The organism is Photobacterium carnosum (assembly GCF_021236965.1).
Taxonomy (GTDB): Bacteria; Pseudomonadota; Gammaproteobacteria; order Enterobacterales; family Vibrionaceae; genus Photobacterium; species Photobacterium carnosum.
In genome coordinates this window covers 138,497-164,523 of the sequence record NZ_WMDN01000001.1, presented here as the reverse complement: position 1 = coordinate 164,523, position 26,027 = coordinate 138,497, and the positions used below count along the sequence as shown (strand labels likewise).

Annotated in this window: 19 protein-coding genes, 1 pseudogene and 1 riboswitch; of the genes and pseudogenes, 9 read left to right on the top strand and 11 right to left on the bottom strand. The window is 39.2% G+C overall.

The window, feature by feature from the left end:
• Positions 1-92: 92 nt before the first annotated feature.
• Positions 93-413 (top strand): YkgJ family cysteine cluster protein, encoded by a 321-nt coding sequence (locus GLP24_RS00720; protein ID WP_045038366.1) that lies wholly within the window; start codon positions 93-95, stop codon positions 411-413.
• Positions 414-557: 144 nt separating this feature from the next.
• Here GLP24_RS00720 and thiE read toward each other — a convergent pair whose 3' ends face one another.
• From thiE to thiD, 7 genes and pseudogenes are all read right to left on the bottom strand, one after another.
• Positions 558-1,214: a thiamine phosphate synthase gene (thiE, locus tag GLP24_RS00715; RefSeq protein WP_232615376.1), complete on the bottom strand. Its 657-nt coding sequence runs from the start codon at positions 1,212-1,214 to the stop codon at positions 558-560.
• Complete coding sequence (gene thiM, locus GLP24_RS00710; protein ID WP_232615375.1) at positions 1,214-2,044, bottom strand: hydroxyethylthiazole kinase; 831 nt, start codon at positions 2,042-2,044, stop codon at positions 1,214-1,216. Before thiM ends, thiE begins: the two co-directional genes overlap by 1 nt.
• Positions 2,037-2,735: a thiaminase II gene (gene tenA / locus GLP24_RS00705; protein ID WP_232615374.1), complete on the bottom strand. Its 699-nt coding sequence runs from the start codon at positions 2,733-2,735 to the stop codon at positions 2,037-2,039. Before tenA ends, thiM begins: the two co-directional genes overlap by 8 nt.
• 11 nt (positions 2,736-2,746) lie before the next feature.
• The gene (locus GLP24_RS00700) at positions 2,747-3,673 is read right to left on the bottom strand and encodes an ABC transporter substrate-binding protein (protein ID WP_232615450.1); all 927 of its coding nucleotides are present in this window, start codon (positions 3,671-3,673) and stop codon (positions 2,747-2,749) included.
• Between the two features lie 92 nt (positions 3,674-3,765).
• Positions 3,766-4,491, bottom strand: a pseudogene (locus tag GLP24_RS00695) (ABC transporter permease); the annotation flags it as partial.
• A 70-nt stretch (positions 4,492-4,561) separates the two neighbouring features.
• Positions 4,562-5,329: an ABC transporter ATP-binding protein gene (locus GLP24_RS00690; protein WP_232615372.1), complete on the bottom strand. Its 768-nt coding sequence runs from the start codon at positions 5,327-5,329 to the stop codon at positions 4,562-4,564.
• Positions 5,319-6,161 (bottom strand): bifunctional hydroxymethylpyrimidine kinase/phosphomethylpyrimidine kinase, encoded by an 843-nt coding sequence (thiD, locus tag GLP24_RS00685; protein ID WP_232600925.1) that lies wholly within the window; start codon positions 6,159-6,161, stop codon positions 5,319-5,321. Before thiD ends, GLP24_RS00690 begins: the two co-directional genes overlap by 11 nt.
• 108 nt (positions 6,162-6,269) lie before the next feature.
• Positions 6,270-6,370, bottom strand: a riboswitch (TPP riboswitch).
• A 531-nt stretch (positions 6,371-6,901) separates the two neighbouring features.
• Here thiD and GLP24_RS00680 point away from each other — a divergent pair.
• The 4 genes from GLP24_RS00680 to GLP24_RS00665 all read left to right on the top strand — a co-directional run bounded on the left by GLP24_RS00680 (position 6,902) and on the right by GLP24_RS00665 (position 10,569).
• A complete protein-coding gene (locus GLP24_RS00680) occupies positions 6,902-7,423 on the top strand; it encodes a lecithin retinol acyltransferase family protein (RefSeq protein ID WP_232615371.1) in 522 nt (173 codons plus the stop codon).
• A gap of 104 nt (positions 7,424-7,527) precedes the next feature.
• Positions 7,528-8,274 (top strand): hypothetical protein, encoded by a 747-nt coding sequence (locus GLP24_RS00675; RefSeq protein WP_232615370.1) that lies wholly within the window; start codon positions 7,528-7,530, stop codon positions 8,272-8,274.
• Positions 8,275-8,732: 458 nt separating this feature from the next.
• Positions 8,733-9,359 (top strand): hypothetical protein, encoded by a 627-nt coding sequence (locus GLP24_RS00670; RefSeq protein WP_232615369.1) that lies wholly within the window; start codon positions 8,733-8,735, stop codon positions 9,357-9,359.
• Positions 9,360-10,071: 712 nt separating this feature from the next.
• Complete coding sequence (locus GLP24_RS00665) at positions 10,072-10,569, top strand: hypothetical protein (RefSeq protein ID WP_232615368.1); 498 nt, start codon at positions 10,072-10,074, stop codon at positions 10,567-10,569.
• An 850-nt stretch (positions 10,570-11,419) separates the two neighbouring features.
• On the opposite strand, the gene GLP24_RS00655 is transcribed toward GLP24_RS00665, so the two are convergent.
• From GLP24_RS00655 to GLP24_RS00645, 3 genes are all read right to left on the bottom strand, one after another.
• On the bottom strand, positions 11,420-12,463 hold the full coding sequence (locus GLP24_RS00655) for an oxidoreductase (protein ID WP_221943458.1): 1,044 nt from the start codon (positions 12,461-12,463) through the stop codon (positions 11,420-11,422).
• A 264-nt stretch (positions 12,464-12,727) separates the two neighbouring features.
• Positions 12,728-13,573: a ModD protein gene (gene modD / locus GLP24_RS00650; protein ID WP_232574618.1), complete on the bottom strand. Its 846-nt coding sequence runs from the start codon at positions 13,571-13,573 to the stop codon at positions 12,728-12,730.
• Positions 13,574-13,827: 254 nt separating this feature from the next.
• The gene (locus GLP24_RS00645; protein WP_232615366.1) at positions 13,828-14,679 is read right to left on the bottom strand and encodes a cysteine hydrolase family protein; all 852 of its coding nucleotides are present in this window, start codon (positions 14,677-14,679) and stop codon (positions 13,828-13,830) included.
• 246 nt (positions 14,680-14,925) lie between these two features.
• Between GLP24_RS00645 and GLP24_RS00640 the strand changes: the two genes are divergently transcribed.
• Entirely contained in the window at positions 14,926-15,945 is a 1,020-nt protein-coding gene (locus GLP24_RS00640; RefSeq protein WP_232615365.1) for a transposase, read from the top strand.
• Between the two features lie 345 nt (positions 15,946-16,290).
• Here the strand turns inward: GLP24_RS00640 and GLP24_RS00635 are convergent, their stop codons facing one another.
• Positions 16,291-18,288, bottom strand: a complete 1,998-nt coding sequence (locus tag GLP24_RS00635; protein WP_232576962.1) for an LTA synthase family protein — start codon at positions 18,286-18,288, stop codon at positions 16,291-16,293.
• 390 nt (positions 18,289-18,678) lie between these two features.
• On the opposite strand from GLP24_RS00635, the gene pulA reads away from it, so the two are divergent.
• From pulA to GLP24_RS00620, 3 genes are all read left to right on the top strand, one after another.
• Complete coding sequence (gene pulA, locus GLP24_RS00630; protein ID WP_232615364.1) at positions 18,679-21,993, top strand: pullulanase-type alpha-1,6-glucosidase; 3,315 nt, start codon at positions 18,679-18,681, stop codon at positions 21,991-21,993.
• A 72-nt stretch (positions 21,994-22,065) separates the two neighbouring features.
• Positions 22,066-24,138 carry an alpha-amylase gene (locus tag GLP24_RS00625; protein ID WP_232615363.1) on the top strand — a complete coding sequence of 691 codons (2,073 nt, stop codon included), beginning with the start codon at positions 22,066-22,068 and terminating at the stop codon, positions 24,136-24,138.
• 114 nt (positions 24,139-24,252) lie between these two features.
• A complete protein-coding gene (locus GLP24_RS00620) occupies positions 24,253-25,989 on the top strand; it encodes a glycoside hydrolase family 36 protein (protein ID WP_232615362.1) in 1,737 nt (578 codons plus the stop codon).
• Positions 25,990-26,027: the final 38 nt, after the last annotated feature.

The window sequence follows — 26,027 nt, the reverse complement described above, 5'->3', positions numbered from 1 at the left end:
AGAGTTTGATAAATGAGGGATGACTATGATGTCAGTGTCTTTAGTGTGGGTTTGAGGTACTATGCGCGCAAGAAAACATGGCGATGATAGATATGACCATTGATATAACTAATATAAGCACCGAACCCGATCCAACCATGACTTGCAGTACGTGCCAAGCATGTTGTTGCCGTTTGGAAGTAATGATTATTACAGATACAGGTGTACCTGAAGAATACATTGATATTGACGAGTGGGGTGGTGAAGTGATGCTACGTCTTGATGATGGCTGGTGCGCCGCTGTTGATCGCGATACTTTGTTGTGTACGATTTATGAAAATCGTCCGTGGATTTGTCGTGAATTTGAAATGGGCTCGTATGAGTGCAGTATTGAACGTGCCACGATGCCGCCACGTTCAGCGCAACAAGATTAACAGTTCACCATAATAAGATTAACCACAGTCAGTATATTTTAATAATCCCCCAAACAATAACCAAGGTATATTCAGCTACCTTGATTATTGTTGATTGTATTATCGCGTTACTGTTCTATTTACTACGGTTCTATTTGTTATCGCTTATTTACTTGAGCTTATTGCTGCCAGTATCTCAGCTGTCGCTTGGCAAGGATTGTCGGCATGGCTTATCGCAGAAACAATCGCAATTCCATCTGCTCCTGCTGTCATCACTTCAGTTAAATTGGTGTGATTAATACCACCAATCGCCACAATCGGAAATGGACATATCGCTGCTGCACGTTGTAGACCCTCTAATCCCCAATGAGTGATCAAATTAGTTTTAGTCGTTGTTGGAAAAATAGCACTAAGTCCAATGTAATCAATCGGCTGGCTGGCACAATCGATGAGTTGTTGCTCAGTTTCAATTGATAGCCCAATCAGTTTATCTTTCCCCAATAGTTGTCGCGCCATAGTTACAGGCATATCCGTTTGGCCTAAATGCACCCCATCAGCATTCACCGCTAAAGCAACATCAACCCGATCATTAATGATCAATGGAATATGATTACCTGTTGTCGCATAAGTCTGTTGTAGAATCGCTTTAACGGTTTGAGCGCGTTGAATAAATGCCCGCACATCACCGTGTTTTTCACGAATTTGTACCATTGTTACACCACCCGCAACGGCTTCACGGACAACATGTTCAAGGGTGGTTAGGTTTTGCTGATCATCAGTGACTAAATACAATAAGTAAGGATTGTGATTGCTGGTTATCATTACGCTACCACGCCCATATTAAGACGCTGACAAATTTGCTCGGCACTGATGTGATATAAACCATCAATAATATTGAGCTGTAATGATGCAGGACCTGCTGATTGTTCTGCGGCGATCTCACCCGCAATGGCATAGATTGCAGTAGCCGCCAGCCCTGAAGTTTCACCAATAGCCGCAAATGCACCAGTTAATGCGGTTAATGAGCAGCCCATGCCCGTGACATAAGGCATCATGTGGTGACCATTACTAAGGCTGATGGTCTGTGATGCTGTCACTACATAATCAACTTCACCAGAGATAACCACATTGGCGTGGTACTGCGTAACTAACGCTTGTGCGGCGGCTAATGCGGTATCACTGCTATCAAGCGCATCAACGCCTTTGGTTTGGCTGGCTTCACCTGCAAGGGCAATGATTTCAGATGCGTTACCACGAATGATCAGATTATTGGCATTCGCTGCCAGAGTGCGAGCAGTTTGAGTACGTAATACACTTGCGCCACAGCCGACAGGATCTAACACTATCGGTTTGTTATTGGCATTAGCCTGTTCAACGGCAAATAGCATCCGTTCAATCCATTCGCTATCAAGGGTGCCAATATTGATCACTAACGATCCTGCAATGTGCATCATCTCAGCCATTTCTTGACGTGAATGCGCCATAATGGGTGACGCGCCAATAGCTAATAAGGCGTTAGCAGTATTGTTCATTACTACATAATTGGTGATATTAACCACTAATGGTTTTTGTTCTCTGACCAGCGCCAGTGCCGCGATAATGCTTTCGGTCAAAGAGGCTGAAGTAGGCGTTTGCTGTGATGGATTATGCATTGTCGACAGCTCCTGATTTATTGTTAATAGCTTCTGCGTTAAGCCCTTGTTGCCAGAATGCAATTTCCATTTCTGTTGCGACTTTAAAGGTTTGAACCAGTTGCTGACCTCGTTGGCTGTGTAGCGGAATTTCTGCGAGTAAGTTATTCAAATATACTGTCGCGGTGGCAACACCTTGTTGGTACTCTTCACCGCTATATAACGCAATCCAACTACGGTAGGGATTATTGTCAAACACGGTTTTTGTATCATTAGCCAGTAAGTTGCCAATTTCCGCATAGCCAATCGCACACGGCGCAAGGGCGACATATAAATCGATAATATCTCCTTGCATACCGGCATCTAATACATAACGGGTGTAAGCCACTGTTGCGACATCTTCTGGCTCTTGTTCCATATCTTGTTCGGTTAAATGCCAAGCGCCACAGTAATCAACATGGTGAGCAATTTCATGATCCAATAAAGCGGCCACACTTGGTAGCGCTCGACGCATATCGGCTAAGGTGCGAGCTTTATAAATCGCTAACGCATAAGCGCGTGCATATTGTTTTAAGAATAAAAAATCTTGCTTTAAATAATGCATAAAACAATTGTGGGGCAGTGTGCCTTGACCCAGTTGCATCACAAATGGGTGCTGGGTATAGGTGGTCCATTGGGGTTGGCAAGCATCAATTAAATCTTGGTATGTCATGAGATCTCTCCTTAGAAGCGGCCAATATAATTTTTGGCTTGGGGCAGTTGCGTTATAACGTGGTGTTTAAATAGAAATTGGGCGTAATCATCGTAGCGTTTAAAATCGACAGCCGCAGGATGCAAAGCAAATCGGGTTAACGTATCGTTCCATGCTTGATGGTTAAGCTTGTTATCTAACGTATCGGGCGCGTATTGAATAAACTGTTTCCACGCTGCATCTGGGTGATTGATGATATAGGTGGTTGCTTGAGTAATAGCGGCATTAAAGGCGGTGATTGCTTGGCGGTTATAATGTTTACTGTTAGCAACAAAGATTAATTCATCATAACTAGGAATACCGTTCTCTTCTGGGAAAAACGATGTAGTCGGGTAGCCTTCTAGTGCTAATTGATTGGTTTCAAAGTTACGTAATCCGCCCCAAATAGCATCAACTTTGCCTGATGCTAATGAAGATGATAATGCCCAGCCGACATTGACGATGTTGACATCACTTAATTTCACACCGTGATCAGCTAGCATGGCACCAATGGTGGCGTCTTCATTACCCGCTACTGAAATACCAATGGTTTTACCTTTTAGTTGTGATAAATCAGTGATGCCACTTTTCTTTAATACCATCAATGTATTAAGCGGTGTCGCAATCAAGGTTGCGGTTTTAATTAAAGGTAAGCCAGCAGCAACATCAATCGTTAAATTAGGTTGATAAGAAACGGCAAGATCGATTTTATTGGCGGCGACTAATTTCGGTGGTAATGATGGATCGGCAGGTTGCTGAATATCAACCTCGATTCCATGCTGTTTAAAATACCCCCGTTCTTGGGCAATAATAATCGGACCATGATTAGGGTTAACAAACCAATCGAGCATTAGGCTTATTTTAGTGAGTTTTTGGGGGGCGGTTGTCGCATCTGCGCTGACCGAGAAGCCAAACAGCATCAACATTGTTGTGGTAATTAACAAAATACGTTTCACAATAGATCCTTTAAAGAGTGAGTCTAAAAATAGGTATTAGGTAAAGCATTAGCCTGTTACAACCGTTGCCATGGAATAAAGCGCTTTAATAATTTATCGGTAATGAAATACAGTGATATTGATAATAATGACAAAATAAACAGCGCGGCAAACATTTCATCAATCATCATCCGTGCATTGGCTTGGAGCATTAAATAACCTAAGCCTTTGCTCGCACCCACCCATTCGCCAGCGACTGCACCAATCGGCGCGATAACTACCGCAACTCGAATGCCAGAAGCAAGGGCAGGTAAGGCCGCAGGAAAACGAATATATCTAAGTTGCTGCCATTTGGTCGCGCCCATCGTGGCGGATAACTCAAGGTAACCGGTGGGGGTATTACGTAAGCCGTCATAACAACAAGTGGTGACGGGGAAAAAGATAATTAACGCTGCCATTACCACTTTGGATCCCATACCGTAGCCTAACCACAGCATTAATACCGGAGCGATGGCAAATACAGGGATGGCTTGACTGGCAATCAGTAACGGTAATAACCACTGTTTAACGGGCTTAAACAGCAGCATTTGTAAGGCAAAAAATAGCCCTAATGATAAACCGAGTATTAGCCCAAGGATGATCTCTTGAGCTGTGACCCAAGTGTTACTTAGCAATACGTCATAACGTGTTATTAACCGCTGCGCGACATCAAGCGGTGGCGGTAAAATAAAGCTTGGTAAGTTGAATGCCACCACCGTCAGTTGCCATAATCCGAGTAGCACACTAATACTGATCAGTAATCGTATCGGTGTTGCAAGTTCATGCTGTCGGTGCCGCTGTTGATGGGGCGATGTGGTGGTTAAACGGGTAATATCAGTCATGATCGTGTGCCAATATGTCAAAAATACGTTGCTGGTGGCTGGCTGATTCAGCATCAAAGCGCCGTGGTGGCAATGTTGGCGGCAACGATAATGCCGTCGCGAAAGCGGGTTCGCCTTGCAAAATATACAGCTGATCACTTAATCGAATCGCTTCTTGAGGATCATGGGTAATCAATACTACAGTTTTATGCTTGAGTAACTTTACAAACAGATCTTGAAGGCGATAGCGAGTGACGGCATCCAATGCTGAAAACGGTTCATCCATTAATACAATTGGTTGATCTTGTAACAGCGTTCTTGCGAGGGCGACTCGTTGGCGCATACCGCCCGATAATTGTTGTGGTAGTAGTTGATGTTTATCTGCTAAACCAACGTGTTCTAATAATGTCATTGCCCGTTGTTTTAGATTGGGTGTTGAGTTGTGATGACCGAACTTACTGCTAATACAAACATTTTCTAACACCGTTAACCAAGGTAATAACAGATCTTGTTGTGCCATATAAGCCACTCGCCCCGTTAAAGGCTGATTGTCTGAAATTGTCAGTTGACCTTGCCACTCGGTACTTTCGTTGAGTAATCCGGCTAAGAACTTGATCAGGGTGCTTTTACCACAGCCACTTTTACCGACCAGACAAGTCCATTTATTAGCGGCAATAGTCAGATTAAGGTTCTCAATTACCGCCTTATTTGTATTTGAACGGGGGCTTGAGTGATAGCGTAAACTGCCATTAGTTATGGTAATTTCCAGATCAACGCACATGGTGATGACCTGCAAAGAAGTGATTTACTGGGCCGTGACCATGACCAACATTGAGTTCATCGGCGGCGGTTATGGCGGCGGTAATGTAGCGTTTAGCCAAGGTAGTTGCCGTTGTAAGATCATTGCCTTGAGCTAAATAAGATGCGATAGCCGCAGATAGGGTACAGCCTGTGCCGTGGGTGTTGTTGGTGTTAATGCGAGGTGTTGTCAGTTCAATAACGTCAGTGGCGAGAATGAGTAAATCAGTGCTATCACTACTTTGTTCTAAATGCCCACCTTTGAGTAACACTGCATGAGGATTAATATCTCGTAACGCACCGATCATCGCTTGCATATCAGCCAGTGATTGTGGAATGTCTAAACCTGTTAATGCAGCGGCTTCTGGTAGGTTAGGGGTAATAATATCAGCCAGTGGCAGTAATTCTGTTTTGAGGGTAGTAATGGCATGTTGTTGTAATAACACATCACCGCTGGTGGCAACCATCACCGGATCAATGACTAAAAACTTAGGTTGGTAATGACGAATTTTAGCAGCAACCAGTTGAATAATATCACTGTCGGCGAGCATGCCAATTTTCACGGCTTGAATATTGAGGTCACTGAATACGGCGTCCAGCTGTTGCTCAACCATATCAAGAGGAATGGCGAATATGCCGCTAACACCTTGAGTATTCTGGGCGGTAATCGCCGTAATAACCGAGCAAGCATAACTGCCTGTTGCTGAAATGGCTTTAATATCGGCTTGAATGCCTGCGCCGCCGCCACTGTCTGATCCTGCAATCGTTAATACAATAGGAGTAGTTGTGTGATGCGATGATGGGTTGTGTGACATATTTCATTCCTTACGCGCTAGCATCAGGAACAAGTTATCAAGCGGGGAAGTGTAAACTGCGGTATGAGAGTGTGCAGTTGACTTAGCTTGCATCTATTAACGTTGGTAATCCGTTGATAGTTAGTTCCCTCCGCCAGTGTTAACTGGTTCAGGTTCAACGGGTCCCACCATTACAGTGATCTCAGCTTAACGCCCCCCGACTAATGGCAATTATCCTAATTCAGAATAATTGAATTGTCACTCTATTTTATTAAGAAATAACACGTTACAAACATTACGCGAGATTGTTAATAAATAATAGATTAAATTGGTGAAGGTTTTATTGTTGTGATGGGGTGTGATTTTTTATGTATTAGCGACCGTCATTTTTCAATTGTTCCTCCACTATGCTCCTATGTTCATTCTTTCAGATAACCCATACACCCAAACAACAGCCGTCATTCCCTACAGTGAATGCCCGCGAGGGCGATAGGGAATCTACTTGCCGCGTGTTGAGTTTTTAAAATAAAGATATGGCTGTCTTATGTTCTGTTGGTCCTATATTCTGCTTCCGATTTTGTGATTATTATCGGGATTAACAATTAAAAATGTATCTGATTTATAATGATTTTTATATTATTGCAAGATAAATACGGGCGCGTGTTCAAAGAACAAATTCGGGCAAGTTGTTAATATAATAAGTTGTTATATGTTAATTCGTTATAGTTCTTTGCTATATTTTAGAGATCAAGGATGAAACTATGTTTACATTAATAAAAAATGCTTTAATTCCATTAAATGTGGCTGAGCATGTAATTGATAATTATATTTTTGATAAAGTTATTCCTATTATTGGTAGTGTTGTTTATTGTGATTTCATAATTTCTGGCTCTCTTATTCAACATTCAGGTATTTACATTGGGTGTGATGAAATTGTTCATTTAAATAGTAAAGGTGTTGTGGAAAAAGTTTCTTCAGATGAGTTTCTATCTGGTTTGGGTGGATTAATGTGTGGTTCAAGTATTTATGTTTCTTGTGATGGAGTTAATCCTGTAGGGTGTGATTATATTTCCTCTGTTGCAGAATCACATGTTGGTAATGTATATAATTATGGATTGTTAAAGTTTAATTGCCATCAGTTTGTGTCTGGATGTATTTTGGGATTAGTTATAGATCCTGATGATATGGAGGCTATAGATTTTATTCATAGTACTTTAACTGGTGTGAAAACTAATGCTAGATTTAACATGGATAGTAATAATTGGAGAGTATGGGATAGATAATATAACAAAGTCCATTAAATTGGACTTCAAACACGCGGCATTCTCACTTCGCTCAAGTATAGCCGTGTGTTTTTCGCCGTTTATGGCAGCGTTATGCAGTTTTTATGAAAGGGAATATTGTGGAAAAAATAGTTTATTTCTTACCTTTGGTGCGTTTAGTTAGCGTTGTTTTTGTGACTTTAGGGGTTACGATTGCTGTAATGACGTTTATTACAAATCGTATAGACAAAAGAGATGAAAAGGTTCATAAAAAATCATCATTTTATTTAGAGCGCTGTGAAGATGCACTTAAAGAACTGTGGAAGAATTTCACTAAGACTCAACTTGATGAGATTGGTAACTATACTATTGTAGAAATACTTAATAGCTATGATGAACTAAAAAAGAAGATAACAGTTGAAGAGCATAAACACGCACTTAATTTGACAGAATCTCGTTATATTAATTTAATATATAACGTTATTTCACAAGCAGATCTTAAATATGTTGTTGGCTTGGATATCGATGTTTTAAATATGGATTTTGATGATGTATATAAAGAAATAAAAATAATAGCAGAATCATCCTTACCTAATAATTCTATTATTAAAGGTTCAAATTATTTTTATGGCCATTTAATGTATAAAAATGGGGCTAGTACCGAGTTATTTGAAGTTGTTGCTGCATTTATAAGCGACAAAGAGAAAGATACAGTTGCGAGTTCATATAAAAATAATCAACGTGCATTAAAATCACTACGTCGTAAATTACCAGTATTTATGGCAGCGTATAGTTACCTTGTTGGCGTTGAGCAAAAACGAGAGTTAACAGATCTGCCAAAGCCAATTTCAACTGTATTAAAAACTGCATAACAGATAAAGATATGTGTCGCGCAGCCGACACCTATCCGAAGTGTTGGACAAGCCCAAGCAGCCTTATGTAAGTAAATATTGCGAATGTCATGAAGGGTGATACTGAAAAGAAGTCGAGCGTTATCCTTGGCGTGAACCAATTAATTTAATTCATTGATTTGTAATTAGAACCTCTTTAATTATGAAGAAATATAGGACAGCCATAAAAATGTTTAAATAGATGGCTGTCCTGTATTTCTTCTATATCGAACCTTTTAGACTGTTAATACATACAGTAATTAATATGAGTAAAACAGTAGAAACTAAAAGGCAGATGCCCGATTTCATGATTTCTATCGGGCAATAAATGTAATAATCTGTTTGATTTATAATATTTTTTGTATAATAGCGATTAAAATACGGGCAAGTTGTTAATATAATAAGTTGTTAGAAATTTTAATCAAAAGGAAGAAAGTTCGTTGGATACAGAAATAATAAAAATAGGTTCATTAGCTGCCGTCATGGCATTTTATATTCCTTTCCTACTTGTTATATCAAAAGGATTAAATGCAAAAAAAGGGCGTAGACATTTTTACCGTTCAGTAAAGTCAATTCTTCAAAGGGAAAGTGATAATAAAAAAGTAATCGAACAATTCTCAATCGTATATAGGAAAGTATCTGAAAATAATAGTGAATTTGCTAAAAAATATAGAACACCTATTGATATATGCGAAGATTTACTCACGCGTTCAACTGGCTTTTCTAAGTGGAGTTTTAAGTTTCATTATAGCCTAGAGTTTGCAGATGAGGAGCTAAATCGAATTGCATTAATAATTAGTCAAATTGAAAATGAACTTCCATTTATATCTTTATCTCCAAAATATGGAAATCAATTGGATATTTTAAAGTTGGCATTTGAGGCTAATGATATTCAGTTGGGTTCGAATTCCTTGAAGCAACTGGCTAAGGATATAAAATATCTTGAATCAACTATGGATAGCCAAGAAAGGAAAAATAGAATTTCTACTTTAATTTCAGTGATTGGTGTGATTTTAACTATTCTTTTTGGTGCAGTTTCGATAATTCAGATGTTTACTGTAAGTTAAATTTCTAACAGATAAGGATATGTGTCGCGCAGCCGACACCTATCCGAAGTATTGGACAAGCCCGAGCAACCTTATATAAGTAAATATTGCGAATGTCATGAAGGGTGGTATTGAAAAGAAGTCGAGCGTTATCCTTGGCGTGAACCAATCAATTTAATTTATTGATTTATAATTAGATCCTTTTTAATTATTACGCGTTAATGCCATTATCCTTATTATTTTACGTTTTTATCTGGGTCGAAAAATCCCCGCTAATTGCATGACATGCTGACAGCATGGACAAAAGGGTTGTGCAACGCTAAAGATAGGACAGCCATAAAAGTGTTAATGGTTCAACGACGAAAGACAGGACAGCCATAAAAGTGTTAATGGTTCAACAACCGCCACTTTTTCAAATGGGGCATAGATGGGACACGATCGTTTTAATGCCCGTGAGGGCGATAGGGAATCTACTTGCCGCGCGTTGAGTTTTTAAAATAAAGATATAGCTGTCCTATGTTCTGCGCTATGTTCTGCTGACGACTACTAGTCGAAAACCCAGAAACTAGATGGCAAGTGCCCGATTTTGTGATTACTATCGGGATTAACAACTAAAAATGTATCTGATTTATAATGATTTTTTTATTATTACGAGATAAATACGGGCGTATGTTCAAAGAACAAATTCGGGCAAGTTGTTAATATAATAAGTTGTTATAAGCTAGGAAATACAGTGAGAATTGAGTTAATGGATAGTAAGAACTTAAAATCTACAACAGCATTGTTTAAGCGACACCTTTTTAGCCAAGATAAGACGGTTACTTTAGTTTTGAAGGCTCATTTGATATTAGAAACCATCGTGGAAAGCATTCTCGATGAAGTGTTTCCTGTAAAAGAGAGCCTAGTAAAGTCTAAAAGGTTTAACTTTAACCAAAAAGTTGAACTGTGTTACTCATTGAATGGTTTTAATGAACAAGCATATAACGTCATCAAGGCACTAAATAATATTCGTAATTCATGTGCACATGAGCTTAAAGAGCACTTGAGAGTCGTTGATCTTTCGCCTTTAGCTTCAGCTCTGGGTAAAGACCTGTCAAAAGAAGCGCTGTCCCAAATTGAGGGCATGGAAGATAGTGATGGATCTCGTACAATATATGCATCTTTCTTGCTGTCAGCATCTCTGGGGATTTTCAGTGCATGGCTTGATATAGCAAAAGGTGAAATAAAATAGTGCGCTTATAACAGATAAGGATATGTGTCGCGCAGCCGACACCTATCCGAAGTGTTGGACAAGCCCGAGCAACCTTATATAAGTAAATATTGCGAATGTCATGAAGGGTGGTATTGAAAAGAAGTCGAGCATTATCCTTGGCGTGAACCAATCAATTTAATTTATTGATTTATAATTAGATCCTCTTTAATTATTACGCGTTAATGCTATTGTCCTTATTGTTTTGCTGGCGTCTTTTAGGCTCGATCACGCTATTAATAGATCACGGATAGCTCATGCTTCGCTTCCGAGATGACGAATAATAACCAGTGCTATTCTCTGCTGTTACGCATAAATCAATTTTCGTTATTCCCAATTACGTTGAAGAATAAAACATAAAAAACATAGGACACCCATAACTTTCCATTTCGAAAATAGATAATAAGTAACGCGATTATCTGAGCTTACAATCATCATTCCCTACAGTGAATGTCTGCGAGAGCGATAGGGCTATTACCATTAGCGTGTCGTAGAATTACTATTTTATTGATATCTTTTAGGCTCGATCACGCTATTAATAGATCACGGATAGCTCATGCTTCGCTTCCGAGATGACGGATAATAACCAGTGCTATTCTCTGCTATTACGTATAAATTCATTTCTGTTATTCCCAATCACGTTGAAGTACATGCTTAAAGAAAAACTGTAATCCATTACGATCAATTCTGACGATGCTCCATGAATGGGTTTTAATCAGTCGTGAGAAATATAGCGTGAGAAATATAGGACAGCCATAAAAATGTTTAAACATATGGCTGTCCTGTATTTGGCTGGCTTGATAGAGAAAATGACGGTATTAATTAATTACTATCACCATTTATCTATAGTGAGCGTCTTACCTTGGCGGCTACTTTCCATTGCGAGTGCGATCAGTTTGATATTCCATAACGCGTCTGTTGCGGTTACTGGTGGTGCTGTATTGGTGTTAATCGCTAATGCAAGTTCTTGAAAATATTGTTGATAGCAACCAGACTCCGTTGTAATGGTTTCGCTACTATCTGCATTATAGAAACGACCATATTGCTCAGGTGTTTCGTCTGCCCATTGTGGTTTGTTAGGTAAAACGCCTGCAATTAAACACGCTTCTTGTGGATCTAAGCCATTCTTTTCATAGCTTCCTTGCGTGCCTTTTAGCGTAAAACGTTTGTTTGGACCAGCACTGAATAAATCACCATGTAAGGTCGCTAAATGATTAGGGTAATGCAGAACAATATTGAAGTAATCGACATTTGTTGAACCTTCACGCATGATTTCACATTGTGCGGTAATCGCATCAGGAACACCAAATAATACCAGTGCTTGATCGATAAGGTGCGAGCCTAAATCAAATAAAAGCCCACCACCATTGGTCGCTTGTTCACGCCAACGTTGACGAACTTCTGGTCGAAAACGGTCAAAATGAGATTCATAATGCTTTAACTCACCACAACGTTTTTCTTCAATCATCTTTTTAATTGTTAAGAAGTCACCATCCCAACGGCGATTGTGATATACGCTCAAGATTCGGTCTTTCTCTGCGGCAAGGGCAATTAATGCTTCACCATCGGCAATGTTGGTCACAAATGGTTTTTCTATGATGACGTGCTTACCGTTTTCAAGTGCTTGTTTAGCGAGCTCAAAGTGGACGTCGTTAGGGGCTGTGATAATGACAAGCTCAGCATCAGAGTAGTTAAGTAAATCTTGCGCAGATTCATAATGCTGTACATTGGGCCAGTCACGATTGACTGCTTCACGATTACGGGTGCTTACCGCTGTAAATTCGAATTCAGGTAAGGTGTTAATAAAGGGAATATGAAAGGTCGTTGCTGAAAAGCCGTAGCCAATAATAGCGGTTTTGATGGAAGAAAAGGTCATAATAGTCACGCTCAGTTGTTGGATAAAAGCTCAGTGCTTGTTTATGATAAAGTAAATATATTTTTAAGCTGCAAATTTATCGTGCTATGAATTATATTGTATGAAAGTAATGATTATGAATGAATTATAAATACCAAAACAAGTGAAGATAGGACAGCCATAGCATTATAGATTTAAATAGCCTTCCGATTCATTTTTACTGTTTGGGATTATTAGAGAGAACTAAGCGAAACGTGAAGGACTGCATTGTTATCCATTTGCATGTTAGATCGGAGTGATAATAACCTTGATATCTTCAGGTTCAGCATAATAAGGCGCAGAGGTAATAAATAAATTTACACCAGTTTGTGCGTATTGTTTAGCATTGCTGATGTTTATACCGCCAGCGACGGAAAGTATTGTCGGTAAACCTGATTGTGCGAGCTGTATTATTGATTGCTTGACTTGCTCGATAGTAAATTTATCAAGCTGAATAATATCAGGAGCACCTTTTAAGATTGCAGCAACGTGATCGAGTGTATCTGCTTCGACGGTAATTTTATTTTCTGGTGCTTGTTGGCGTAGTTGACTGATTTGTTGCTTAAAGTTATTCGGCTCGTCGCAGAGATTACGATGGTTGGTGAATACCAAAATTGTTTCACTAAGGCCTGAACGATGAATATGCCCACCTCCCGCTAATACCGCAGCAGTTGCTAGTTTACGCGTTCCTGGAATACTTTTTCTTGTACAGGCGATAATGGCGTGTGGATTGATACTTTTTACTTGGGCAACTATTCCTGCGGTATATTGTGCAACCCCACAACTCCACTCAAGTACCAGTTGAACGGCTTTCCATCCCATATGTAATTGCTCTGCTTTTCCTTCTACCTCAATCAATACTGTATTGGGAGCAACATCTTCTCCATCTTCAATATGGACAATAGGTTGTAGTCCCAGCTTGATTAATAGTGCTTTAGCGATTTCAATACCAGCAACTCGACCTGCGTGTTTTCTTTTGAATACCATTTTTCCCATATGTTTGTTAATACCAAGAGTACGCGTGGTGAGATCTCCTCGGTAGGCATCTTCGAGTAAAAAGGCATCAAGTTCTTGATCTGAAAAGTACAACATATGAGTTCCTATAAGTGGATAAGCTAATAATTTATCGATATATAGTAAGTTATATATCGTGTGATTTAAAGCTACATAATCGCAACGGCTAGCACTGTTTTTACGAGTGCTTTTTTATTATCAGAATCAGGGGGATATTGAAGAACAAGGAACAAAAAAGATAGGACAGCCATAAAAGAAAGAAAAGATGGGACAGCCATAACAGTGTTCAAATATATGGCTGTCCTGTCTTTGGTTTTTGCATGGGTTGCGATTTAACCCGCCACAATATCCGTTGTGTTAGCAATGTTGACACCTAAAATCTCCATCTTTTCAATAAAGACTTTCGCTTGTTGTTCAAAGCCTGCGACAGGGCTGGTGGTATCAATAAGGAGGGTTAATTTGTTAATGTCAGCAAGTGGTAGTTTATCGACCATTTGTTCAACAGTGCTTGCGACGCAGTGAGATAGGGCTTGTCCTGAAATAAAGACGCGATCACTCTGTATGACTAATGCCGTTAATTGGGGATCAAACTGAGTCTTTATATCATTGTGCAGTGGGTATTCAGCTTCACAACCACCATAGTGCTCAGTATGTGGATTTTCACCTTTAGAGATGGTGTGGTGTGAAAGGGCTGTCTGTTTTTCCCAAGCATCAATAGCGGTTTGAATCGGGGCAACAATGGTATGTCCGACTGAATTGATAATACAGTGTGTTGGCCAAATAATCAGGCTGTATTTACCTGTTTTTTCAAGGAACTGAGTATATTCAAGTACGTGACCAAGGTGCTCTAAATTGGTCGGTTGCCATAAGCCATCAACAATATTCTGATGGCTAATAAGCGTAAATGGCGCAGGATGTTGATCATGTTTATTCTGCCAATAAATCGTGTGAGCAATATCGTATTCATGGTGGCTATCAAGGGTTACAACGATATTGTTGATTTTATTTTGTTGATTATTAATAAATGTAGCAAGTCGTTGAGCATCTTCCCATGAATGAGGAACAGGAAGAGAGGGAGAGATTGTATTTGGCTGTTCGCCTACAGTGAGTTGCTCATTTAATGGTACATCATAAAAGTCGTATTGAGGATCAATGATAAGTAATGATGTTATTGTTTGATGCATTGCATACTCCTTTATGCTTTGAGGTGTTGATCTGAATCGAGTGACAGCATGGTGAAAAAGTGGAATAAATATACGTGGGTGAGCGTTAATTGAAAAGAAATAAGATGACTATCTAACATCTTCAAGAGCTCAGAAGAATTGGGACAGCCATAAAAGAAATACGGGGCATTACACGGGACAGCCAAAACATTGCAGACTTTCGATAAGCTACTACACTTAAGCCTCGTATTGCTTATGGTGGAAGAAATGACAGTCTCAAGACGTAAATTGATCGAACCTCAAATTACTCCGTATTATCATATTATTAATCGCTGTGTTCGGCGGGCTTATTTGTGTGGTGATGATCCGTATAGTGGTAAGAATTACCGACATCGACGTGGCTGGATCGTGAATAAAATCAAGCAATTGTCTGAGGTTTTTTGTATTGATGTTTGCGCTTATGCCGTCATGAATAACCACTATCATTTAGTCTTGAAAATTGACACACAGCAGCAACAGGCGCTATCACCTCAAGACGTCATTTTGCGTTGGTTACAGTTATTTAATGGTCATCCTATTGCGGTAGATTTTGTTAATAATGGTGATGTTGGTGCAGATAAGAAACAAGCGTTATCAACATTGGTTGCAGAATGGCAGTCACGATTAGGCAGTATTAGCTGGTTTATGCGCTGTTTAAATGAAGAAATTGCGCGAAAAGCCAACAAAGAAGATGATTGTACTGGTGCTTTTTGGGAAGGGCGTTTTAAATCTCAAGCGTTGTTAGATGAACAAGCATTACTCTCTTGTATGATGTACGTTGATTTAAATCCGATTCGAGCAGGACTTACAACATCGTTGCACGACTCTGATTTTACTTCAATTCAACAGCGAATAGCAGAATGCCATCAAACGTCGATAGCAAAAAAATCAACCTTAAATTTATCATCAATTAAGCGCTCTAAAATTGGATTATTACCTTTTGTTGGCGCTGAGCATCAGGCTAAACAGGCAGGGATTCAGTTTGATTTTGTTGATTATTTAGAGCTGATTGATTGGACTGGACGTAGTATTCGCGATGATAAAAAAGGTTTTATTCCTGCCACTCAACCTAAACTGTTACAACAAATGGGGGTTAATGCAGAAGCGTGGTTAGATAATAGTAATGACTTTATGGAGCACTATACTAATGTGAGTGGTAAATGGTCGCGAATGTGTTCGTTTCAACAGCATTTTGGTGGTCGTTGGTGTAAAGGTAAGGTCGCTAGTCAAAGATTACACCCTCACTAAATTCATCTTTGTAATTACAGAAGCTTATTACCGCAATAATCGTTTATTGTGGAATTTTGTGATCTTGTTAAACAGGAAAGAAGATGTTTTATTGTTGTGAGACTGTTTTTTTCACATTCAAAACCGAAGTAAATGGTATGTGGTTGTTATTGTTTCAGTGCGTGATGGTTTTGATGCTAGAAAGATATGGCTGTCCAAAATTTAGGTGTTTGTTGCAATGAATGTCTTTTGTTTGAGCGGTAATTGTAAAAAGATATGGCTGTCCTTTGTGCTCTTTCTCGTGTGCTTGTCATGCAAAAAAAAGCCTCTTAATTTCTATTAATTAGAAACTAAGAGGCGAGGATATTAATCCTGAATATTGTTAGCTTGTGCCGTTGTTATTTTATCCCATTGATAGAAATCTTGTTTATAAGACAAGCTGCCCCATAACGCGAATGCATTCGCTGTTTTTATTTCGCTATCGGGTAATTTAGTTGGAATTAATACATGACTTGTCGGTTCATAGTGAAAAGTCATTACGTCTTTGTTTGGTTGAAAGACGACAGCATGATTATCTTTATTTAGCCACGCAAAGTTATTGTGGTATTGCATGATGGCTCTTTGTTTGTGTTGTTCTACTTCTTTGCTGAGATCATTTCCCATCATCGGGTGATAAGCACTAATACCAGCCATTGACAATAATGTTGGCGGTAAATCAAGTTGACTGGCTAATTGATTATCTTCACATGCAGATATACCACCACCAAAAATGACGGCAGGAATATGGAAGCAGTCTATTGGTACTATTTGATCACCATAAGCACGCGAATCATGATCCGCAACGAGTACAAAAATAGTATCGTCCCAATAATCTGATTTTTTAGCTTGTTCTAGAAATTTACCCAGCGCGTAATCTGAATATTTAACGGTATTTTCTCGAGTGGTCGCTGGCTGGTTATAAGGTTCTATTTTATCTTGTGGGTAATCATAAGGTGAATGATTTGTTGTTGTGAAGACTAAGCTAAAAAAGGGCTTATCTTGTTGAGAAAGCATACTAAATTGTTGGTGTGCTTTATTGTAAAGATCTTCATCACATGCGCCCCATGATCCAATAAATTCTGGATTATGAAATGTGGGTAAATCTTGTATATCAACAAAACCATTACCTAGCATGAAGCCTTTCATATTGTCAAAATGACTTTCGCCAGCATAGATGAATTGAGTATGATAATTTTCATTTTTAAGCGTTTGAGCCATCGAATAAAAATTATTTTGGCTTTTAGGTAATTTTACAATGGCATTCGCAGGTGTTGGGAAAAATCCAGTAGTAACCGCTTCAATACCTCGGATTGAACGTGTTCCCGTTGCATATAATCGAGTAAGATTCCAACTTTCTTGCATTAATTGATCGAGATTCGGCGTGAGAGGTAAACCACCTAGGCCGCCGACAAACCGCGCGCCAAGGCTTTCTTGTAGCAAAATAACGATGTTTTTGCGTTTACCAGTATTACTCGCTTTGTGATAAGCAAGTGTCGGTAGTGGTTGGTAACTAAAAGCATCTGCGGGTAATTGACTATTTTCTTGCATAGTCTGAATAATATCTTCTTTTTCCATTGGTGGATATATAGTGGACGAGTCGACTATTTTGCGCATTAGTTTCATTGCATATAGAACTGAATACGTCGAGTTTAATGGAAAATCATTCATGAGGTTATCATGTGAAAAGGCAATCATCGATGGATTTATAGCGCGGTGACCGAATGTCGAACGTGCACCTATAACACACAGTGCCACCGTACTCAAAGCTATAATAGGACGCCAGTACCACGCTGGAACCGAAAGGTCTTGAACAAGGTAGTTTGAAAATATCCAACCAAAATAGAGTGTTGTTAGTGAAATGATTAAACCAAGAGCTAACTCAAGTTTATACCCACTCCACATCATGCTCATTACTTCTTTTGGATAGATGAGGTATTCAACAAATAGGCGGTTTGGACGTACATCATATTCTTTAATGAAAAACGGTGTTGCAGCTTCCATATAGACTAAAAGCCATAGTCCAAACGTGATCCATAATGAGAGTATTACCAACCAGATATGACTTAAATAAGGGGTACCAATGAGAAAGGGGGAGATAAGACAAGGTACGATGACCAGGTAACACATACTAACGATATCCATTCTCAACCCAGAGCTGAAAATTATCTTCCAGCCATGTGCATTAGAAACACGCTCTTTTTGCCAGAGACATAAAAAGACACGCGAAATTGTTAATACTACAATGCCAGAAAGAAAAAACATGAGTATAGGGAACATTACGCCAGTCATCTTTTTAATTGGATCTAACAGGGTAAAAAAGTCCATAAATTAACTGCTTAAATAGTTTGAGATTGTTTCAAGTGTAATTTTGATAGCTAGTTTTCAAAAAAGTTTCAATATAAATGCATTTATCACAAATAAAGAGGCATGATATTTGTATAAAGAACGTTTTGGCTGTATTTCTATATTTTTTGTCGATGAAGTTGCTGTTTTGCTGTGGGTGATTTTTAACCATCAAACGAATGGATTCATTTTATTGATAATTTCTAGGTTTAACGTATTGCGTTTTTGTAGCCCTACAGAATGTGATAGGTTGTGAATAATGAATAAAAAGCCGTTATTATTTTTGTCATTTAATGCTTCGCATCACAATTTGTAGTGACGGTCTTTTTTTATGATGCATGCAATTTCAATATGTCCCATAAGGATATTAGCATGATTTATAAGCGTTCATTACTTTCGTCTTCCATCTTATCTATTATTACGACTATCATTCTTGGTGGGTGTAATGACAATTCCTCAAAAAATACAATAGATGATAACGCCTATTTTGATACCACAAATCCTCCCCAAGTTGCGATTAAACTACCGTCAACAAATGGCCCTACAGCAACCTTAAATAATGTTGGTGAAGTGTCAGAGCCTATACAAGCTAAAGATGGCGAGGCGGTGGTTTATTATGTTGCTAAATCAGGAACAACCCGCAGTAATAATTTTGCTAATTATAGCCTTCACATTTGGAATAATGATCAGTGTGATCGCGCCGCAAGTAACATGGTGAATGGGGCATGGGATAATAGCCAGAATACACCAACAGGCGTTGATAACTTAGGGCCATATTGGAAGATTAATCTTAAAGACGGTAAGAGTAATTGTATTAATTTCATTGTGCGAGATGACAACTTATCTAATCCACTAGGTGGTAATGTTCAATTAGATTTTACTCAAATACCTGATCGTACCGCATCGTATATTGCAGGAGATACCAAGGCGAAGGATTCTCGTGAACAAGCCTTTATTGCGATGTCTGGTATTGCGAATGCGGAAGCTCACCTTATTGGTACAAATACATTAGTGTGGAATGGTGCGAGTGGTGCTGCCCAAGTTCGTATGTATGTGTCATTAAAAGGGGATATTAAACCAAATGATAATTATCAATATACTGCGGATTACATTGTATTAAAACCTGCGACATTAACGGGACAACAACAAGCACGCTTCCCGTATCTTGCGGGTCAACAGGCTTATACCATTCCTAATGATGTTGATATGCGAGCCATTGTGAAAGCTGAAAATATTGTGTTAGCCGTCGATAAAAAAGGCACAGTATTAGCGGGTACCAAAGTTCAATCAGCTGGTGCGCTTGATCAACTGTTTGCATCTAAAGCGCAATCAGAACAATTAGGCTCAACGATTACTGACAATGGCGTGCAATTTAAATTATGGGCACCGACTGCGCAAAATATTGTTCTGGTTTTATTTAATAATGAAAAGAAAGAGCTGGGACGATTGCAGATGGATTTCGATCCGCAATCAGGTGTGTGGTCTTCCATTACCGATAAAGCAAAAAATGGGACGTATTATCGATATTTAGTTAATGTGTTCCACCCGGTATCCGGCAATGTTGAGCAATACCAAGTGACCGATCCCTATTCATTAAGTTTGGCGATGAACTCTAAGTACAGCCAAGTTGTTAATCTAAATGATCCAAGGTTAAAGCCTGAAGGGTGGGATGAATTAGCGCGTCCAAGAGATCAATCTAATCCAAGTTCTTTTGTGATTTATGAAGCTCATGTGCGTGATTTTAGTGCGTATGATCAATCCACTAAAGAAGCGTATCGCGGTAAGTTTAAAGCATTTACTCAGGCTGATTCTATTCCGGTTAACCATCTTAAAAAATTGAGCGAGAATGGCGTAACGCATCTACATTTATTACCTATTTTTGATATTGCGACCATTAATGAAGATCCACAACAAGTTGCTAATATCGATCAACCTTTCTCTACGTTATGCAAGGTTAATCCCAACGTTGCTAGCTCATTATTTAGTGGTGATTGTAGTAGTGATTTAACCATCGCTGAAGTACTGACTCGTGAGCAAAATGGTGATAATGAAAAGAATCCTAAAGTACAGATACTTAATCGACTCATATCGGAAACTGATAGCTTTAACTGGGGTTACGATCCTTTTCATTACACTGTGCCTGAAGGATCTTATGCAACAAATGCGGAAGGTAAAACACGTATTTTAGAAATGCGAGAAATGATTAAAGCGGTTAAGCAAGATATTAAGATGAATGTAGTGATGGATGTTGTTTACAATCACACTAATTCTGCAGGTCCAGTAAGTGAAACGTCGGTACTTGATAAGATAGTTCCTTGGTATTACAACCGCTTAAATCCTAAAACGGGGGCAGTAGAAAATTCCACTTGTTGTTCTAATACTGCACCAGAACACGCGATGATGGCGAAGCTGATTAAAGATTCATTGGTGGTATGGTCACGAGATTATAAAATTGATGCATTCCGTTTTGATTTAATGGGGCACCATCCACTAGCACAAATGGAAGATGCATTACATGCTGTGCAAGCCGTGGATCCTCAAACATATTTTTACGGTGAAGGGTGGAATTTTGGCGAGGTTGCTAATGATCGTTTATTTATACAAGCAACGCAGGCTCATTTAGCTGGAACGGGGATCGGTAGTTTCTCTGATCGTCTTCGTGATGCCGTTCGAGGTGGCGGTCCATTTGATGGTGGCAATGCACTGCGAGAAAACCAAGGTTTCGGTAATGGCGCTTATGTTCAACCAAATAAGATAAGCACAACCAGTAAAGCAACCGCATTTCATGCAGCGGATTTAGTACGCTTAGGCATGGCCGGTAATCTAAAGGCGTTCCAATTTGAGAATGCACAAGGTCAACGTATTCGAGGTGATCAACTTGATTACAACGGTCAACCCGCAGGATATGCAAAAGATCCTACTGAAATTCAAAACTATGTCTCTAAGCATGACAACCAAACATTATGGGATAACCAACAATACAAGATCCCTTATGGCGTTAGCGCGAGTCAACGTGTTCGTATGCAAGCGGTATCGTTAGCAACGGCAATGTTAGGCCAAGGCGTACCATTTACTCAGATGGGATCTGAGATATTACGTTCTAAATCAATGCAAAGAGACTCTTACGATTCTGGTGATTGGTATAATAACGTTGATTTTACCTTGCAAGATAACAACTGGAATAAAGGTTTACCACGTAAAGATAAAGACGGTGATAACTATAATATTATTGAGCAAGTTATTGATGGTAGTGGAGCCAATGCAAAACCAAATAGCAAAGAGATTCAACAAATGTTGGATTATTATCTCGATCTTACCAACTTACGTCAGAGCTACCCTTTAATAACATTAGGTACAGGATTCGAAGTGATTAATCGAGTGGCATTCCATAATACGGGCGTAGATCAAAAACCAGGCTTGATTGTTATGACCATTAATAATGGCAATGGGTTGGAAGATATTGATTCAACACTTGATGCAATGGCGATTGTGATTAATGCGAGCCCTGAAAGTCAATCGGTTGATATTGGCGCTACAGGTTTTGAGCCAAGTGAAAAATATAAATCTGATTTGGCAAAGGGTACAACCGTTGAGGGAACTGTCTTAACTGTTCCTGCGTGGACTCCTGCGGTATTTGTTATGCCACGAGGAAATGTTCGCTCACAAGGTTTACCTGCCCTTCAATAAAATAAATGCAATAAAATCATCTGTAGAGCTCTTTATCTTATGGGTAAAGGGCTTGTGCTTTAGGGATCTTATATGAAAGTTAATATGTTATTTGCTGTGGTTTGTTCCGCTTTATCAAGCAGTGTGGTATTGGCGACGCCATCTTTAACGCTTTCTACTACCACGACAAGCCGTGATTATCCATTATCTCAACAAACGATATTAGAAGTGCCATTGGTTAAAGATAAATATCAATTAAAAATAGAAGGGATTAATCAAGATTGTCAACAACCTACCGCTACTAAAGTACGGTTTAATCAACCATTAAATTTAGGGTGTTCAGTGCCAACGGTTTTGCCTTTGACTATTCGATTTAGCGGAGATTATGCATTTGAATATGACGCTAAATTACAAACAGTACGAATAAAACGTATACCTAAAAAACACGCAAAGAGCGTATTTAAACGTCCTATTCCCCCTGTGAGTTGTGATAGTTATCATGGTGGTCCAGTAACAATAAATTTAGCGAGTACATATCAAGATGGTACAACATTACGTGAAGTTTTTACGCAACAAAATGTCGTAGTTAAAAATGGAAAGGTAGAGTTAACGCCTGCAACGAATAGTGCAGGGTTAGTGTTATTAGAGCCATTGTCAGTGTCTATACCAGAGCCGTTTAATTACCGAAATGCTAATATTTATTTTGTGATGTTAGATCGTTTTAATAATGCTGACCGTCAAAATGATCATAGTTATGGTCGTCATAAGGATGGTAAACAGGAAGTAGGAACGTTTCATGGCGGTGATTTACAGGGTGTAATTAATAAATTAGATTATATCCAAAGTCTTGGAACTAATGTTATTTGGCTTTCTCCTATTGTTGAACAAGTGCATGGTTTTGTCGGAGGAGGTGATAGTGGCTCTTTTCCATTTTATGCTTACCACGGGTATTGGACTCGTGATTTTACTAAAATAGATGTTAATTTAGGTAATGAAGCTGTATTTAAAGAATTAGTGACTCAAGCACATAAGCGTGGAATAAAAGTACTGCTAGATGCGGTGATTAATCATGCTGGATACGCAACATTAGCTGATTTACAACTTGATAAGTTAAATGTTGTGAATCAAGAACAATTACCTAAGCATTGGGGCGATTGGCAGCCAACGCACGATCAAAATTGGCATAGTTATAATCAGTTGATTGATTATAAGAGTGATCAGTGGCGTCTATGGTGGGGTAAAGATTGGGTTCGTGCTGGGTTGCCTGATTATCCGGCTCCCGGAAGTAGTGATATCACTATGGCATTGGCCGGATTACCTGATTTTCTTACTGAATCGAAAAACAAAGTAATACCGCCAAAATGGCTACTCGATAATCCTGATACTCGAGTCAAAGTAATACCGAATTTTACCGTGAGTGATTATCTAATAGAGTGGCAAACAGATTGGGTTAAACGGTTTGGTATTGATGGTTTTCGCGTTGATACAGTAAAACATGTGGATGGTGAAGTTTGGCGGCGGTTAAAACAGCAAGCAACTAAAGACTTAACGCAATGGCGTAAGAAAAATAAGCATAATAATAAAAATAGTGCACCGTTTTGGATGATGGGAGAAGTATGGGGACATGGAGCATATCGTAGTCCTTATTATAACGATGGTTTTGATGCGTTAATTAATTTTGATCTACAAAAGAAAATGGACCAAGCTGCGGTGTGTTTCTCACAAATGAAAGATATTTATCAAGATTATAGTCAGCAGCTTGAACAATCTCTTGATTTTAATATGACGAGTTATATCTCCTCACATGATACAGAATTGTTTTTTAGTCGTTATCGCTCGTTTGATATGCAAAAAAGTGCTGCCAATGCGCTATTGTTAAGCCCTGGTGCCGTTCAAGTTTTTTATGGTGATGAGGTTGGACGAGATTTAGGGCCTTATGCCGATGATTTTCATCAAGGAACACGCTCTGATATGGTGTGGAATTTGAATGGTGATCAGCAAGATTTACTTAAGCATTGGCAAACTGTCGGGCAATTTCGTCAGCGACATCCTGCGGTTGGAGCCGGTGTTCACAATCAATTACCACAACAACAAGGTTATGCCTTTAGCCGTCAGTTAGGCGCGGATAAAGTTGTGGTGGCATTTATTGGTAAGCCTCAGAAATAAAAGAATATGATTATCCACTTGCGCTGAGATCTTTAATTTGTGTAAACGATCTCATTTTGTAGGGGTACAGTACGGGTAAAGTGGATAATCCTTTATTATTCTTGAAGTTATAAGATGTCCTGTATTCTAAATGCTATTGTTTTCCAACCTGCGGCACAAATTGTGATTTCTTTGCAGCATGAGCAGCTTCTTCCTTGTTATCAGTTAGATAATCACTCACAGATATTAAGTTCTTATATACGAGTTGGACGGTTTACTTTCCCTTATAAAGGCACCGAAACGATTATTGGCGATGGTTTTCAAATGTTAGCCCAAACAGGCGGTACGATTGATCAACCTGTTGCGATTGGCCGTTGCCCTGATAACAATAGTGAATACCGTATTTATCCGCAAGATGCGCCCAATCGTTACTATAACTATCTTGTTATTGAACAAAATAAGACATTCACGTTATTTGGATTTACATCATGCCGTCGTTTTGCGGGGTATTTTGAAATTCATGATCAAGCGGTGCATGCGTTTATTGATGGTGAGTCTTGCCAATGCCAAGTTGATGAGTCTGATCTATTAGCCCTTGAAAATATCATTACCATCGTAGGAACTAGCCTTGATGAGGTATATCAGCTTTTTGCACAAGCAATTAATGTTAATCACCCTAAACGAAATCAGCAGCTTGCATCTCCGATAGGCTGGTGCTCATGGTATGCCTATTATGCTGGGGTTTCCGCACAAGATATTGATTCAAATGTAAGCCGAATGGACGGTGACAATTCTGCCATTGAGTGGGTATTACTTGATGATGGTTATCAGGCTTACATGGGGGATTGGTTAACACCGTCAGATCGTTTTACGAATGGTATTAAAACGGTTATCGCTAATATCAAACAGCAAGGGAAAAAACCAGCTATATGGCTTGCTCCATTTATTGCAGAGCCAAGTTCAACTATTTTTAAACAGCATCCCGAGTGGTTTGTTCGTCATCATAATGGTGAATTATTAAAAGCAGAAACAGTAACCTATGGCGGTTGGCGGTGTACGCCTTGGTATATTCTTGATACTTCTCACCCACAAGTTCAAGCGCATTTAACTCACGTAGTAAAAACAATGCGTGAAGAATGGGGCGTCGAACTGTTTAAGCTTGATGCTAATTATTGGGGTACGTTGAAAGGGCAGCGTTATCAACGTGATTGTACGGGGGTTACTGCTTATCGTTTGGGAATGGAAGCGATTGCAAAAGGGGCGGGAACGGCTTGGTTATTAGGGTGTAATGCGCCAATGTGGCCATCACTTGGTTTAGTGGATGCGATGCGCGTTTCTGATGATGTTGAGCGTAATGATCATCGCTTTAGTCAAATCGCGCAAGAGACATTTTATCGTAGCTGGCAACATTTGAGTTTGTGGCATATTGATCCTGATTGCGCGACGCTTGTTGATCTTGTGAATCAAAAAACAGATCACCACAGTTATCTCTTTCATCGTGACGCATTATTAGCGGCTGGTGGCTTATTATTATCAGGTGATCCATTAGCGCAGTGGAATAGTTTTGCTCAGCAGAGTTTTTTACGATTAGTTCATCGTCAACAATTAACGCAACAAGCCGCAGTATTTAAAGATTTAAGGTTAACAACCGCAGAATTAGCCTTGCCATTGACTGATGGCTCAGTGCAACAGCTATATTTTGCGTTTAATTATATTGATGATGCCGAGCAAGAGATTTTATTAGAGGCAGAATATGCGACAGATTGGTTTGATTTCTGGAGTGGGGCGTGTGTCGCTAAAAACACGTCTACTTATACAATAGCAATGGGATCCGGATTAGAAAGTCATGTGTTTTATACCGTTAAGGCTTAGTTTTCTTTTGGTTTTAGCTGATAACAACTAACGGTAAG

Excerpts from the sequence above, each read along its gene's own strand:
- GLP24_RS00700 (WP_232615450.1), bottom strand. The coding sequence starts at position 3,673 with ATGCTGTTTGGCTTCTCGGTCAGCGCAGATGCGACAACCGCCCCCCAA.
- thiD (WP_232600925.1), bottom strand. The coding sequence starts at position 6,161 with ATGTCACACAACCCATCATCGCATCACACAACTACTCCTATTGTATTA.
- GLP24_RS00645 (WP_232615366.1), bottom strand. The coding sequence starts at position 14,679 with ATGCATCAAACAATAACATCATTACTTATCATTGATCCTCAATACGAC.
- GLP24_RS00720 (WP_045038366.1), top strand. The coding sequence starts at position 93 with ATGACCATTGATATAACTAATATAAGCACCGAACCCGATCCAACCATG.
- GLP24_RS00620 (WP_232615362.1), top strand. The coding sequence starts at position 24,253 with ATGTCCTGTATTCTAAATGCTATTGTTTTCCAACCTGCGGCACAAATT.
- GLP24_RS00635 (WP_232576962.1), bottom strand. The coding sequence starts at position 18,288 with ATGGACTTTTTTACCCTGTTAGATCCAATTAAAAAGATGACTGGCGTA.
- pulA (WP_232615364.1), top strand. The coding sequence starts at position 18,679 with ATGATTTATAAGCGTTCATTACTTTCGTCTTCCATCTTATCTATTATT.
- GLP24_RS00625 (WP_232615363.1), top strand. The coding sequence starts at position 22,066 with ATGAAAGTTAATATGTTATTTGCTGTGGTTTGTTCCGCTTTATCAAGC.
- GLP24_RS00640 (WP_232615365.1), top strand. The coding sequence starts at position 14,926 with ATGACAGTCTCAAGACGTAAATTGATCGAACCTCAAATTACTCCGTAT.
- GLP24_RS00690 (WP_232615372.1), bottom strand. The coding sequence starts at position 5,329 with ATGTGCGTTGATCTGGAAATTACCATAACTAATGGCAGTTTACGCTAT.
- GLP24_RS00680 (WP_232615371.1), top strand. The coding sequence starts at position 6,902 with ATGTTTACATTAATAAAAAATGCTTTAATTCCATTAAATGTGGCTGAG.
- thiE (WP_232615376.1), bottom strand. The coding sequence starts at position 1,214 with ATGATAACCAGCAATCACAATCCTTACTTATTGTATTTAGTCACTGAT.
- tenA (WP_232615374.1), bottom strand. The coding sequence starts at position 2,735 with ATGACATACCAAGATTTAATTGATGCTTGCCAACCCCAATGGACCACC.
- modD (WP_232574618.1), bottom strand. The coding sequence starts at position 13,573 with ATGTTGTACTTTTCAGATCAAGAACTTGATGCCTTTTTACTCGAAGAT.
- GLP24_RS00675 (WP_232615370.1), top strand. The coding sequence starts at position 7,528 with ATGAAAGGGAATATTGTGGAAAAAATAGTTTATTTCTTACCTTTGGTG.
- thiM (WP_232615375.1), bottom strand. The coding sequence starts at position 2,044 with ATGCATAATCCATCACAGCAAACGCCTACTTCAGCCTCTTTGACCGAA.
- GLP24_RS00655 (WP_221943458.1), bottom strand. The coding sequence starts at position 12,463 with ATGACCTTTTCTTCCATCAAAACCGCTATTATTGGCTACGGCTTTTCA.